This is a genomic window from Kribbella capetownensis, assembly GCF_004331485.1.
GTDB lineage: Bacteria > Actinomycetota > Actinomycetes > Propionibacteriales > Kribbellaceae > Kribbella > Kribbella capetownensis.
In genome coordinates, this window is record NZ_SJKD01000003.1 from 139,924 (window position 1) to 152,432 (window position 12,509).

The window sequence follows — 12,509 nt, forward strand, 5'->3', positions numbered from 1 at the left end:
CGGAGGGGCTAGCGCTGGGCTCTCTCGACCTTGGCTCTCAAGGTCTCCGGTGTGTCGACGGTAGCCCCCTCGGACCGCAACCAGGCGTCAAGACTCGCCCGATCCTGCAGAGACATCACCGCGACCACATCCCCGGGCTCCGCCTCGGCGACCAGCGCCTGCGCCGCTTCCAACTCGGACGGGTACGCCGGTACGTCGTCCACGCCGACCGACGCGGTGCCCTCGCGAAACACCGCCTCCAGCTCCTCCGGCGGCCGTCCGCGGAGGTAGTCGGTCTTGTGCCCGATCATCACCCGGTCGGCCCCTCGGGCCCCGATGGCACCGAGCGTGGCGACCATGTCGTCGGCCCGGTCCCCCGGCGAACCGAGCGCCAGCAGCAACCGTCCGCCCGGTCGCCGGACGCCGTTCATGATCTCGAGCAGCGCCTCCAGGCCGGCCTCGTTGTGGGCGAGGTCGATCACCACGGTGAAGTCGCGCAGCGAGTACATGTTCATCCGGCCGGGATTGTTCTCGTTCGGCGCGAAGGTGCTCAGCCCCTCGATCACGGCCGCCCGCGGCAGCCCGAGGCCGAACGCCGCCGAAGCCGCGGCCAGCGCGTTCTCGACGTTGTAGTGCGACAGGCCCGACAGCGTCATCGGTACGTCGACGACCTTCAGCAGCGGCTCCGGATCGGCCGCCTGGTCGAGCACGGTGATGAACCCGTCCAGTACGGTCGTCGCCCGGCCGCCCTCGTCGAGCACGGTCCGGATCGACGGCGAGTCGGGGTTGCGCGAGAACACCCAGCACTTGGCCGGCGAGCCGAGCCGCATCGCGAAGGTCCGCGGATCGTCGCCGTTGACCACGCACCAGCCGCGGGGCTTGGTGATCTGGGTGATGACCGCCTTCACCTCGGCAAGTTGGTCGACTGTGTCGATCCCACCCAGGCCGAGATGGTCCGCGGTCACGTTGGTGACGACCGAGACGTCGTTCGAGGCCACCCCGACCCCACGACGGAGGATGCCGCCGCGGGCCGTCTCGGTCACCGCGAGCTGGATGCCGGGCTGGGAAAGCACCTGACCGGCGCCGCTCGGTCCGGAGAAATCGCCGTACTTGACCAGCTTGCCGTCGAAGTAGACGCCGTCGGTGCTGGACCAGCCGACGTGCAGACCGGCCGCGCGGCCGATGTGCGCGATCATCCGCGAGGTCGTGGTCTTCCCGTTCGTCCCGGTCACCGCGACCACCGGCACCTTCGGCCGGATCGTCGGCGGTGGGTTGCCGGGAGGCTCGTTGCGGACCCGATCGCCGACCGTCGCGATCAGCTCGGTCAGATCCTCGGCGCCGAACGCGTCCAGCACCTCGACGATCGCCGCACCGAGCGCCCGCGCCCGCTCCTCGTGCGCCCACGGGTACGCGACGACCAGCCGGCGTACGTCGGACTCCGCGCGCACCCGGACACCGATCCGGCCGATCCCGGCCTCCCGCGCGATCCGTCGTACGACGTGACCCGCGACGCGGATCGCGAACCGCTGCCGGAACCCGGACCCGATCCGCCCGGGCCGGGTGGCACCCAGACCGATGGCCTGCCCGTACGCCTTCGCCGCCGGGGCGGGTGCGTCGACCAACGCGGAGACGTCGAGCGTCAGCTTGATCGCGGCACGACTGAAGTAGAGGTTGGCGCCGTCGAGAACCCGGAGCTCAACCAACGAGGTGGCCACGGCCACTACGCTCCCATCGCGTGGTAACCGCCGTCGACGTGAACGATCTCGCCGGTGGTCGAGGGGAAGAAGTCACTCAGCAGCGCGACGATGGTCCGGCCGGTCGGCTCCAGGTCGGTCGGGTCCCAGCCCAGCGGCGCACGGTCCAGCCACGGCTCCTCGAACTTCTCGAAGCCGGGGATCGCCTTCGCGGCCAGCGTCTTCAGCGGACCGGCCGAGACCAGGTTGCAGCGGATGCCCTGCGCGCCGAGGTCGCGGGCCAGGTACCGGCTCGTGGACTCGAGGGCCGCCTTGGCGACGCCCATCCAGTCGTACCCGGGCCAGGCGACGGTCGCGTCGAAGGTCATCCCGACGACACTGCCGCCACGGCTCATCAACGGCGCGCACGTCACCGCGAGCGCCTTCAGCGAGTACGCCGAGACGTGCACAGCCTGGGACACGTCATCCCACGGGCCGTCCAGGAACTTCCCGCCGAGGATGGTCTCCGGGTTGCCGTACGCGATCGAGTGGACCACGCCGTCCAGACCGTCGACGTGCTCGCGTACGGCGTCCGGCAGTGCGGCCAGATGCTCTGCGTTCGTCACGTCCAGTTCGAGGACCGGCGGCTCCTGCGGCAGGCGTTTCGCGATCCGTTTGGTGATGCTGAGCGCCCGGCCGAAGTTGGAGATCAGCACGGTGGCGCCTTGCTCCTGCGCCACCTTCGCGGTCGCGAAACCGATCGAGGAGTCGAGCGTGACGCCCGCGACCAGGATGCGTTTGCCGTCGAGGATGCCCACCGGCATGCCCTTTCTCGAAAAGAACGTTAGTTGCCCATGCCGATGCCGCCGTCGACCGGGATCACCGCACCGGTGATGTAGCCGGCCTCGGGCGAGGCGAGCCAGCGGACCGCGTTCGCGATCTCCTCGGTCAGGCCGAAACGGCCGAGCGGGATCTGGCTCAGGTACTGCTTCTGGGTCTCCTCCGGCAGGACCGCGGTCATGTCGGTCTCGACGAAGCCGGGGGCGACCACGTTCGCGGTGATGCCGCGGCTGCCCAGTTCGCGGGCGATCGAGCGAGACATGCCGATCAGGCCGGACTTGCTGGCGGCGTAGTTCACCTGGCCGGGCGAGCCGAGCATGCCGACGACCGAGGAGATGAACACGATCCGGCCCTTGCGCAGCCGCAGCATGCCCTTGGCCGCGCGGCGGGCGACCCGGAACGCGCCGGTGAGGTTGGTCTGGATGACGGTGTCCCAGTCGTCGTCGGACATCCGCAGCAGCAGCGTGTCGCGGGTGACGCCCGCGTTGGCCACCAGCACCTCGACCGGACCGTGCGCCTCCTGGATCGCGTCGAACGCCGCGTCCACCTGCTCCTGGTCGGTGATGTCGCACTTGACCCCGAGGAAGCCCTCCGGTGGCGCGCTGGTGTTGTACGTGACGGCGACCTGGTCGCCGGCCTCCCGGAACGCGGTAGCGATCGCCAGCCCGATCCCCCGGCTGCCACCGGTCACCAACACAGACCTGCTCACAAGCCCTCCTCACTCGTCACCAGTCGCACGAACGCTATCGCCCGCCGTCCGTCCCTGCGGACGGCGGGTACTCACCGGACTGCCGCCGTACGGCGGATCAGGAGTCTTCGAGCCGGAAGCCGACCTTGAGGCCGACCTGGTAGTGGTCGATCTCGTTGTCGATGATGTGGCCGCGGATCTCGGTCACCTCGAACCAGTCCAGGTGCCGCAGGGTGTCGCCGGCCCGGCTGATGGCGTTGGTGATGGCCTGGTTCAGGCCCTCTTTGGACGTGCCCACGATCTCGGTCACGCGGTAGGTGCGATCGGTCATCGAACGTTCCTTCCATCCTGCCTGCGCCCGGGCGGCCGGCGCGGCGTACCGTTGGTGTTGGTGAGGAGGATAGATGTCGAGACGTCGTGAACGGACCGGCGAAACCGTCATCTCGGTGACGAATGCACAACCGGGCCGATCCGAGGATCTGGACAGCCGGATCGCTCGGTATGCCTGGATGATGTCGATCCGCATCGTCTGCTTCGTGCTCGCGGTGCTGACACCGTCGCCGTGGCGCTGGATGTTCATCGTCGCGGCGGTGTTCCTGCCCTACATCGCGGTGGTGCTGGCGAACGCGCAGCGCTCCTCCACGGTGTCCGGTGCCGAGCCTTTCATCGCCCCGGAGCGTCCCGCGATCGGCTCGCATCCCGGGGTCGTCACGCAGCCGGATCCGGACCCGGATACCGACCGTCCGATCGACACCGAAAAGTGATCTGTGCCGGGACTGGAAACTCAGACAGGATCCGTGTCAGAATCTCCCGCGTGCTCTGAAGTTCATGAGTGGAATTCAGGGACTTGATGCGGCGTCGGACGGCTCCCCCCGTGGCTGTCCGACGTCGCTTCATTTTCCCCACACTTTTGATTATTGAGTGGTCAGGAACAATTGCCTGCGACCACCGGAATGGCTCTGACGATGACCGAAGAAGCACTCCCGTCCGTCTGCTCCGCCAAGGGATGTGGGCAGCCGGCCACGTGGGCGCTGCAGTGGAACAACCCGAAGATCCACACTCCGGAGCGGCGCAAGACCTGGCTCGCGTGCGACGAACACAAGGAGAGCCTGTCGGACTTCCTGGCCCGCAGGTCATTCCTGCGGGAGGTCGAGCCTTTCTCCTAAGTGTTAGGCCCGCACCGAAAAACTGCATTTCCGGATTGGGCCGGTATGACGGTCAGCCGCCGATCGCCGACATCGGGCGGGTGGGCTGCAGGAAGCTCGGGTCGTTGATGCCGTGGCCGGGCAGTTTGTTCCGCATCGCGCGCCGCCAGCGGTCCGCCAGTTCCTCGTCGTCCGCACCGCCGCGCAGCGCCGATCGCAGGTCCGACTCGGTCCGCGCGAACAGGCAGTCGCGGACCTGACCGTCGGCCGTCAGCCGAACGCGGTCGCAGTCTCCGCAGAACGGCCTGGTGACCGAGGCAATGATCCCGACCGTCTGTGGTCCGCCGCGAACTGTAAACGATTCCGCCGGCGCACTCCCCCGGGTCGCAGCGTCCGTCGGCTGCAGGTCGAACCGATCCGACAACTGGTCGAGGATCTCGTCAGCGGTCACCATCGTGGCCCGGTTCCAGCCGTGCTGGGCGTCGAGCGGCATCTGCTCGATGAACCGCAGTTCGTAACCACGCTCGAGGCAGTACTCCAGCAATTGCGGCGCCTGCTGGTCATTCACGCCGCGCATGAGTACGGCGTTGACCTTCACCGGAGTCAGTCCGGCCGCCTGCGCCGCATCGAGTCCGGCCAGAACGTCCTTGAGCCGGTCCCGTCTGGCCAGCTCGATGAAGGTGTCCTGCTGGACCGTGTCGAGGCTCACATTCACGCGGTCCAGGCCGGCGTCCTTGAGTGCCTGCGCCTGCCGCGCCAGGCCGATCCCGTTGGTGGTCAGCGAGACCTCAGGTCGCGGCGTCAGCTCCGTCGTACGGGCGACGATGCCGACCAGGCCACGCCGCAGCAGCGGCTCGCCGCCGGTGAAGCGAATCTCCTGCACACCAAGGTGTTTCACGGCGATCGACACCAGCCGGACCACCTCGTCGTCGGTCAGCAGCTCCGGTTTGGCCAGCCAGTCGAGGCCTTCCTCGGGCATGCAGTACGTGCAACGCAGATTACAGCGGTCCGTCAGTGAGACCCGCAGGTCAGTGGCGACGCGGCCGAACCGGTCCGCCAGACCCAGCTGCGTCACTTCCTCCGTTGCCGTCATCTCTCCAGCCTACGTGCCGGGGACCGACCGTTTCAGGTGATGGCTTAAGTTCGAGATGTGGGTCGTCTCCTGAATGTCCGCTGGATCGCCGCCGCGCTGGCGGTCCTGGTGCTCGCCGGCGTGTGCGTCGAGCTCGGTCGCTGGCAGCTGCATCGCCTGGACGACCGGAAGGCCCGCAACGACGTGACGCGGGCCAATCTGGCCGCTCCGCCGGCGCCGATCGACCAGATCGTCGGCGCACAGGGCCTGGTCGGCGACCAGCACGCCTGGCGCACGGCGGTCGTCACCGGCCGGTACGACGCCTCCCAGCAGATCGTGCTGCGGTACCGCAATGTGGACGATCGTCCAGGCTTCGAGATCGTCACGCCCTTGATCCTCTCGAACGGCAAGGCGGTACTGGTCGACCGGGGCTTCCTGGCCCGTCAGGGCGCCGAACTCGCGCCCGGCCACATCCCCGCCGTACCCACCGGTGAGGTGAGCATCACCGGCCGCCTGCGCCGCAGCGAGCGCGGCGGCAGCACCAACGGCGGTACGCCGGACAACGGTACGGCGCGCCTGATCAACGGACCGGACTTCGCCAAGGCCCTCGGCCTGAACCTGTACGACGGCTACCTCACCGTGGACAAGCAGGAACCGGCCAACGACCCGGACTTCGGCGCGTTCCCCGGTCCGGAGATCGACGACGGGCCACACTTCTTCTACGCGCTGCAGTGGTTCTTCTTCGCCCTGCTCGCGATCGGCGGACTGGTCTACTTCTCCCGACAGGACTCACGCGGTGACACCTCCTCCAGCGACGACGAGCCGGCAGCAGCCACAGCAGAGGAAGACAAACCCGAAGAAGCTCGCGCCGGAGCGCCGGATTGAGGACTACGCGCTGATCGGAGACCTCCAGACCGCCGCGCTGGTGTCCCGGCGAGGCTCGATCGACTGGTTGTGCGTCCCGCGGTTCGACTCCCCCGCCTGCTTCGCCGCGCTGATCGGTACCGACGACAACGGTCACTGGCGGCTCTGCCCGCAGGACGCCGACGCGACCAGCAGCCGGCACTACCGCGGCGACACGCTCGTGCTGGAGACCGAGTGGTCCACCGACAGCGGTTCGGTCCGGGTGATCGACTTCATGCCGCCGCGGGACGCCGCGCCCGACGTCGTACGGATCGTGCAAGGGATCAGTGGCCGGGTCGCGATGCGGTCCGAGGTGCGTCTGCGCTTCGACTACGGGCACGTGGTCCCGTGGGTGCGGAGCATCGACGGTCAGGTCGTGGCGATCGCCGGTCCGGACGCGGTGTCGCTGCGGTCCGACGTCCATCAGTACGGCCGTGACTTCGCGACGTACGCGGACTTCGAGGTGTCGGCCGGCGACCAGGCCTGGTTCGTGCTCACCTGGCATCCGTCGCATGAAGACGTGCCGAATCCGATCGACGCTATCGACTCGCTGGAGCCGACGGAGTCGTTCTGGACCGAGTGGATCGGCCGCAGCACCGACGCCAACGGGACCAGCGAGGAAGTCACCCGATCCTTGCTCACGCTGAAGGCGCTGACCTACGCACCGTCCGGTGGCATCGTCGCGGCGCCGACGACCTCGCTCCCCGAGGCGCTCGGTGGGTCGCGCAACTGGGACTACCGGTTCTGCTGGTTGCGGGACGCAACGATGACGCTCTCGGCGATGCTGCGGACCGGGTACACCGAGGAGGCGCACGCGTGGCGGGACTGGCTGCTGCGTGCCATCGCCGGCTCACCCGCCGATCTGCAGATCATGTACGGCGTGACCGGTGAACGGCGGCTGCCGGAGTTCGAGGCCGGCTGGCTGCCCGGGTTCGCGTCCTCGGCACCGGTACGGATCGGGAACGCGGCCGCCGAACAACTGCAGCTCGACGTGTTCGGCGAGGTGATGGACGTGCTCGCGCTGGCCCGGGAGTCGCAGGTCGGGGCGAGCGACGACGCCTGGTCGATGCAGCGCGGGCTGATGCGGCACCTGACCGAGGTGTGGACCCAGCCGGACGAAGGGATCTGGGAGGTCCGCGGCGGCCGGCAGCACTTCACCTACTCCAAGGTGATGGCGTGGGTCGCGTTCGACCGCGCGGCGCGGGCGGTCGAGCGGTACGGGATGGGTGGGCCGGCCAAGCAGTGGCGGGCGACCGCGGACGAGATCCATCGAGAGGTGTGCGAGAAGGCGTACGACTCCGACCGCAACACCTTCACGCAGGCGTACGGCAGCAAGGCGTTGGACGCCGCCGTACTGCTGATCCCGCAGGTCGGGTTCCTGCCGCCGGAGGATCCGCGGGTGGTGGGCACAGTCGAGACCGTGCGCCGGGAACTGGCCTCCGACGGGTTCGTCCGCCGGTATCTCACCGAACACACCGACGACGGGTTGGGCGGTGACGAGGGCGCGTTCCTGATCTGCTCGTTCTGGCTGGCCGACTCGCTGGCGATGATCGGCCGGGTCGGTGAGGCCAGGACGCTGTACGAGAAGCTTGTTGCCTTGCGCAACGACGTGGGACTGCTCGCGGAGGAGTACGACCCGGTGGCGGGACGGATGCTCGGGAACTTCCCGCAGGCGTTCTCGCATCTCGGTCTGGTGAACACCGCGTGGCACCTCAACACGGCCGAGTCGCCGCTGCGCAGGTCGGCGTACTAGACCGTCCACCGGTTCTTGCCGTCGGCCACGAACAGTCAAGGTGCGCGACGGGGTGTGGTGAGGCAGGATGGTGGTCGTGGACCTCGGACTTCGCGACCGCACGTACATCGTCACCGGAGCCAGCGCAGGACTCGGCTTCGCCACCGCCAAAGCCCTCGCGGGTGAAGGTGCCCGGCTGGTGATCTCCAGCCGCAACGAGGAGTCGATCGCGCGGGCCGCGGCCGAGCTCGGGGAGAACGTGGTCGGCATCCCGGTCGACAACGCCGATCCCGAGAGCGCCGAGCGGCTGGCTGCGACGGCGATCGCGAAGTGGGGTGCGTTGCACGGTGCCCTGGTCAGCGTCGGCGGTCCGCGGCCAGGGACAGCGCTCGACACCGACGAAGAGGACTGGCGGGCCGCGTTCGACAGCGTCTTCCTGGGTGGACTGCGGATCGCGCGGTCGGTCGCCCGGGCCGGATCCGAGGGTACGTCGATCGCGTTCGTCCTGTCGTCGTCGGTGAAGTCACCGATCACCGGACTGGCGATCTCCAACGGGCTGCGTCCGGGGTTGGCGATGGTCGCCAAGACCCTCGCGGACGAGCTCGGCCCCAACGGGATCCGGGTCAACGGCCTGATGCCGGGCCGGATCGCCACCGACCGCCTGAAGGAACTCGACGCCAAGGGTGGTGACCCCGAGGCCGCTCGCCGCGCCTCCGAGAAGACCATCCCGCTGCGCCGCTACGGCGACCCCGACGAGTTCGGCCGCGCCGCCGCCTTCATCCTGTCCCCCGCCGCCTCCTACATCACCGGCGCCATCATCCCCATCGACGGCGGAGCCCTCCGCACGTTCTAACGCCGTACCGGTTCTGCTTGCTGACGCCGTACCCGGATCCACCGGTTGATGCAGTACTCGATCGGCTGGCTGGCTGCTTGTCCGTCCACTGGCACCTTCATATCCGGCCAGCCACGAGCAACCCGCCAGCAACGCAAGCCGAATCCCCGCGGCGCCGCTCCAGATGTGCTCGATGTCGGATTGGCTACCCGCTGGCGGCTTACATCCCGCCAGCCGTGAAACAACCCGCCAGCGAGGGCCAGCCTCGGACCAGGTCCGGGCTGGCCGGTCGGGTTGCTGTAACAGTCCGGTCAGTGCTTGCGATGTCGCAGGCACAGAGCGGGGACTGGAGCAAGGGGGAGATTATGCAGGCCGGCTGCAAGACCCAGGTGACGTTCTTCTCGTTCGACAACCCGAAGGCGGATGTCGCGGTACTGGCTCAGGCGAGTCTCCGCTACGACGGGCTGGACTTGCGAGTCAGCCGCAACGACGATGGCGACGCCCAGGCCTGGGCCAGCATGACGATCCCCAGCGGTCACCTGCAGGTCAGCCTCAGCCATCTCGTGGCGCTGCTCGCCTTGGCAGAGGACACGACTCCGAACGAGATCCTGGAGCGGACCCGCAGCGAACTGGTCAGGCAGGGCTACGAGCTCAAACGCCGACCACGGCAACGGATCGAGAGGGGGCGCTGATCCGTCAGCGCTCCACCCGTCATCTCAGTCCCTCGGGCGGTTCGCCGTCGCGTGCGCGGGCATCCGACGAGACAACACCGAAGGCTGTCAGCACTACTCCGCGATGCGGTTGCCTTTGTCGTCCCAGTGGTCGGCGACTTTCTTGCTCGGCTGCACGCGCGGCGGCTCGCCCGGCATCTTCGGGTAGTCCGGCGGGAAGTTCAGCTCCCCGCCCGGCAGTTCCTCCCACAGCCGCAGCAGCGGGTCGAGCGAGTACGCCGTCTCGTCCATGTCCGCCCACGGGTCGCCATCGGTGAGGTACTCCGGGACGGTGTGCAGGTTGAACGCCCGCGGATCGTCGACCTCGGCCAGCCGTTCCCACGTCATCGGCGTACTGACCGGCGCGCCAGGCCGCGGGCGCAGTGACCACGCACCGGCGACCGTGCGGTCGCGCAGGTTCTGGTTGAAGTCGAGGAAGACCGCCGCGTCGCCGCGCTCCTCCTTCCACCAGGCGGTGGTGACCGTGTCGTCGCGGCGCTCCAGCTCCCGCCCGAGGCCGATCGCCGCGTGCCGGACCTCGTGGAACGACCACTCCGGCCGGATCCGCACGTAGATGTGGATCCCCCGGTTGCCGCTGCTCTTCGGATACCCGCGAAGACCCAGCTCCTCGAGCAACTCCCGGGCGACGCCGGCCACCCGCCGGGCGTCGGTGAAGGTCGCCCCCGGCTGCGGGTCGAGGTCGATCCGCAGCTCGTCCGGATGGTCGAGATCGCCCTTGCGCACCGCCCAGGGGTGGAAGGTCAGGGTGCCCATCTGGGCCGCCCAGACCGCGGCCCCGATCTCGGTCAGGCACAGCTCGTCGATCGGGCGGTCGTTCGGCGTCAGCACTCTGCAGGTCTCGAGCCAGTCCGGTGCGCCCTTCGGCAGGCGCTTGGAGTAGAAACCGTCGCCGGTCTGCCGGCCGGTCGCGTCCACGGACAGCGTCATCCCCTCGCGCCAGCCGCCGGGCCAGCGCTCCAGCGCGACCGGACGGTCGCCCGACGCGTGCATGAAGGCGGCACCGACGCCGACGAAGTACTCACAGACCTGGAGCTTGGTGACCTCCGGGGCCCAGTCGGTCGCCTCGTAGACGATCCGCTCCGGGCTGGAGACGCGCACTTCCCGGTCCCCGGCGGGGAGCATCACCGCTGTGGTCTTCGCCATGGCGAGACGGTATCGCCCGGAGCCGACCAAACCGGCGGCAGAAGGGCGGAAAGCCAACTTTTCTCCACCTCTGGCCACGCCAGGTGACCGAGCGGTAACGTTCCAGCACCTCGTTCCCGGGGCGTGAGGCTCCCGGAACGCTGATGAAGGAGCGCGAGGATGAACAGATCCGCCCTGTTCGCCGCTGCCACCGCAGTGGCGACCACTACCGCCCTCGGTCTGACCAGCGCCACCACCGCCACCGGTGCGCCGACGGCAGACCCAGTCCCCACTCCGGCCGCCGCCGTCGCCCGGGCCAAGGCCGCCATCGGTGACAATCTCGCCGTACTGCGAGCCACCGGTTCGGACGCGTTCGTCGTCCGCACGGTCCTCGTCGACCCCGACGGATCCAGCCACGTCCGGATGGATCGGACCATCGGCGGGCTCGAGGTCCTCGGCGGCGACGTCGTCGTGCACCAGGCCAAGGACGGCAGCTGGACGGGTGCCAGCCTGAGCCTGACCCGCAGCGCGAACGTCGGCCGTAGCCCGAAGGTCAGCCTCGCCACAGCCACCTCCAAGGCACTCGCCCGCGGTCAGAAGGCCGAGGGCAAACCCCCGCTGGTGATCGAGGCCCGCAAGGGCGCGCCGCGCCTGGCCTACCTGGTCACGACCGTCGGGACCCAGCCGGACGGTACGCCGAGCCACATCACCACCACCGTGGACGCACTCACCGGCGCGAAGCTGGTCAGCGAGCAGCACATCGAGACCGCGACCGGCGACGGCCAGAGCCTGTACTCCGGCACCGTCCCGCTCGACACGACGGCGGCAACCGGCGGTTTCACGCTGACCGACCCGGTCCGCGGCAACGGTTTCACCGCCGACGCGAACAACAAGACCGACTCGATCCTGTGCCAGCTGCTCGGCATCGGCTGCCCGACCCCGACCCGGTTCACCGACGCCGACAACCACTGGGGCACCGGTACCACCGCGAGCCGCGCCACCGCCGCCGTCGACGCGCACTACGGCGCCGCGACCACGTTCGACTACTACAAGAACGTGCACAGCCGCAACGGCATCTTCAACAACGGCACGGGCGTCCCGAGCCGGGTGCACTACGGCACCAACTACGTGAACGCCTTCTGGGACGGCAAGCAGATGACGTACGGCGACGGCGACGGTGTGACCGCCGGCCCGCTGGTCTCGATCGACGTGGCCGGCCACGAGATGTCCCACGGCGTCACCTCGGCGACCGCGAACCTGACCTACTCCGGTGAGTCCGGCGGCCTGAACGAGGCGACCAGCGACATCTTCGGCACCATGGTCGAGTTCTACTCGAACAAGGCCTCCGACCCGGGTGACTACTACATCGGCGAGGAGATCATGAAGGACCGCCCGGCGCTGCGGTACATGGACAAGCCGAGCAAGGACGGCAACTCCCCCGATTGCTGGTCCTCCGGCGTCGGCAACCTCGACGTGCACTACTCCTCCGGTATCGCGAACCACTTCGCCTACCTGCTCGCCGAGGGCAGCGGCGCCAAGACGATCGGCGGCCTGCCGCACAACTCGCCGACCTGCGACGGTTCGACGCTGACCGGCATCGGCCACCAGAAGCTCGAGAAGATCTGGTACCGCGCGCTGACGACGTACATGACCACCGGTACGACGTACGCCCAGGCCCGGACCGCGACGCTGAACGCGGCCACCGACCTGTACGGCGCGAGCAGCCCCGAGCGGGCGGCGGTCGCGGCGGCCTGGACCGCGGTCAGCGTCAACTGACCGCCGGTCATGGGGC

Annotated in this window: 13 protein-coding genes; 7 read left to right on the forward strand and 6 right to left on the reverse strand. The window is 68.8% G+C overall.

The annotated features are described in order from the left end of the window. Positions 1-8: 8 nt before the first annotated feature. The 4 genes from E0H75_RS15445 to E0H75_RS15460 all read right to left on the reverse strand — a co-directional run bounded on the left by E0H75_RS15445 (position 9) and on the right by E0H75_RS15460 (position 3,511). Positions 9-1,694 (reverse strand): Mur ligase family protein, encoded by a 1,686-nt coding sequence (locus E0H75_RS15445; protein WP_131514249.1) that lies wholly within the window; start codon positions 1,692-1,694, stop codon positions 9-11. A 5-nt stretch (positions 1,695-1,699) separates the two neighbouring features. Beyond that, positions 1,700-2,470, reverse strand: a complete 771-nt coding sequence (gene fabI / locus E0H75_RS15450) for an enoyl-ACP reductase FabI (RefSeq protein ID WP_238163112.1) — start codon at positions 2,468-2,470, stop codon at positions 1,700-1,702. A 26-nt stretch (positions 2,471-2,496) separates the two neighbouring features. Further along, on the reverse strand, positions 2,497-3,201 hold the full coding sequence (fabG, locus tag E0H75_RS15455; protein ID WP_131352384.1) for a 3-oxoacyl-[acyl-carrier-protein] reductase: 705 nt from the start codon (positions 3,199-3,201) through the stop codon (positions 2,497-2,499). Positions 3,202-3,298: 97 nt separating this feature from the next. After that, positions 3,299-3,511, reverse strand: coding sequence for a dodecin (locus E0H75_RS15460; protein ID WP_131514251.1), 213 nt, complete (start codon positions 3,509-3,511; stop codon positions 3,299-3,301). A 73-nt stretch (positions 3,512-3,584) separates the two neighbouring features. Here E0H75_RS15460 and E0H75_RS15465 point away from each other — a divergent pair, with 73 nt between their 5' ends. Then, the gene (locus E0H75_RS15465) at positions 3,585-3,944 is read left to right on the forward strand and encodes a DUF3099 domain-containing protein (RefSeq protein WP_131514252.1); all 360 of its coding nucleotides are present in this window, start codon (positions 3,585-3,587) and stop codon (positions 3,942-3,944) included. 201 nt (positions 3,945-4,145) lie between these two features. After that, positions 4,146-4,346 carry a hypothetical protein gene (locus E0H75_RS15470; RefSeq protein ID WP_131514253.1) on the forward strand — a complete coding sequence of 67 codons (201 nt, stop codon included), beginning with the start codon at positions 4,146-4,148 and terminating at the stop codon, positions 4,344-4,346. A 52-nt stretch (positions 4,347-4,398) separates the two neighbouring features. Here the strand turns inward: E0H75_RS15470 and moaA are convergent, their stop codons facing one another. Next, entirely contained in the window at positions 4,399-5,418 is a 1,020-nt protein-coding gene (gene moaA / locus E0H75_RS15475) for a GTP 3',8-cyclase MoaA (protein WP_131514254.1), read from the reverse strand. Positions 5,419-5,475: 57 nt separating this feature from the next. Here moaA and E0H75_RS15480 point away from each other — a divergent pair, with 57 nt between their 5' ends. The 4 genes from E0H75_RS15480 to E0H75_RS15495 all read left to right on the forward strand — a co-directional run bounded on the left by E0H75_RS15480 (position 5,476) and on the right by E0H75_RS15495 (position 9,556). Continuing rightward, positions 5,476-6,282: an SURF1 family cytochrome oxidase biogenesis protein gene (locus E0H75_RS15480; protein WP_238163037.1), complete on the forward strand. Its 807-nt coding sequence runs from the start codon at positions 5,476-5,478 to the stop codon at positions 6,280-6,282. After that, the gene (locus E0H75_RS15485; protein ID WP_165553770.1) at positions 6,194-8,053 is read left to right on the forward strand and encodes a glycoside hydrolase family 15 protein; all 1,860 of its coding nucleotides are present in this window, start codon (positions 6,194-6,196) and stop codon (positions 8,051-8,053) included. The genes E0H75_RS15480 and E0H75_RS15485 overlap by 89 nt, the downstream gene beginning before the upstream one ends. 67 nt (positions 8,054-8,120) lie before the next feature. Beyond that, positions 8,121-8,885 carry an SDR family oxidoreductase gene (locus E0H75_RS15490; RefSeq protein ID WP_238163038.1) on the forward strand — a complete coding sequence of 255 codons (765 nt, stop codon included), beginning with the start codon at positions 8,121-8,123 and terminating at the stop codon, positions 8,883-8,885. A 302-nt stretch (positions 8,886-9,187) separates the two neighbouring features. Further along, complete coding sequence (locus tag E0H75_RS15495; RefSeq protein ID WP_131514255.1) at positions 9,188-9,556, forward strand: hypothetical protein; 369 nt, start codon at positions 9,188-9,190, stop codon at positions 9,554-9,556. Positions 9,557-9,649: 93 nt separating this feature from the next. On the opposite strand, the gene E0H75_RS15500 is transcribed toward E0H75_RS15495, so the two are convergent. After that, positions 9,650-10,738 carry a DNA polymerase domain-containing protein gene (locus tag E0H75_RS15500; RefSeq protein WP_131514256.1) on the reverse strand — a complete coding sequence of 363 codons (1,089 nt, stop codon included), beginning with the start codon at positions 10,736-10,738 and terminating at the stop codon, positions 9,650-9,652. A 159-nt stretch (positions 10,739-10,897) separates the two neighbouring features. Between E0H75_RS15500 and E0H75_RS15505 the strand changes: the two genes are divergently transcribed. Next, on the forward strand, positions 10,898-12,493 hold the full coding sequence (locus E0H75_RS15505; RefSeq protein ID WP_131514257.1) for a M4 family metallopeptidase: 1,596 nt from the start codon (positions 10,898-10,900) through the stop codon (positions 12,491-12,493). The last annotated feature ends 16 nt before the right edge of the window (positions 12,494-12,509 follow it).

Coding starts and splice junctions, on each gene's coding strand:
- E0H75_RS15460 (WP_131514251.1), bottom strand. CDS start 3,511: ATGACCGATCGCACCTACCGCGTGACCGAGATCGTGGGCACGTCCAAA.
- E0H75_RS15465 (WP_131514252.1), top strand. CDS start 3,585: ATGTCGAGACGTCGTGAACGGACCGGCGAAACCGTCATCTCGGTGACG.
- E0H75_RS15470 (WP_131514253.1), top strand. CDS start 4,146: ATGACCGAAGAAGCACTCCCGTCCGTCTGCTCCGCCAAGGGATGTGGG.
- moaA (WP_131514254.1), bottom strand. CDS start 5,418: ATGACGGCAACGGAGGAAGTGACGCAGCTGGGTCTGGCGGACCGGTTC.
- E0H75_RS15490 (WP_238163038.1), top strand. CDS start 8,121: ATGGTGGTCGTGGACCTCGGACTTCGCGACCGCACGTACATCGTCACC.
- E0H75_RS15495 (WP_131514255.1), top strand. CDS start 9,188: ATGTCGCAGGCACAGAGCGGGGACTGGAGCAAGGGGGAGATTATGCAG.
- E0H75_RS15500 (WP_131514256.1), bottom strand. CDS start 10,738: ATGGCGAAGACCACAGCGGTGATGCTCCCCGCCGGGGACCGGGAAGTG.
- E0H75_RS15505 (WP_131514257.1), top strand. CDS start 10,898: ATGAACAGATCCGCCCTGTTCGCCGCTGCCACCGCAGTGGCGACCACT.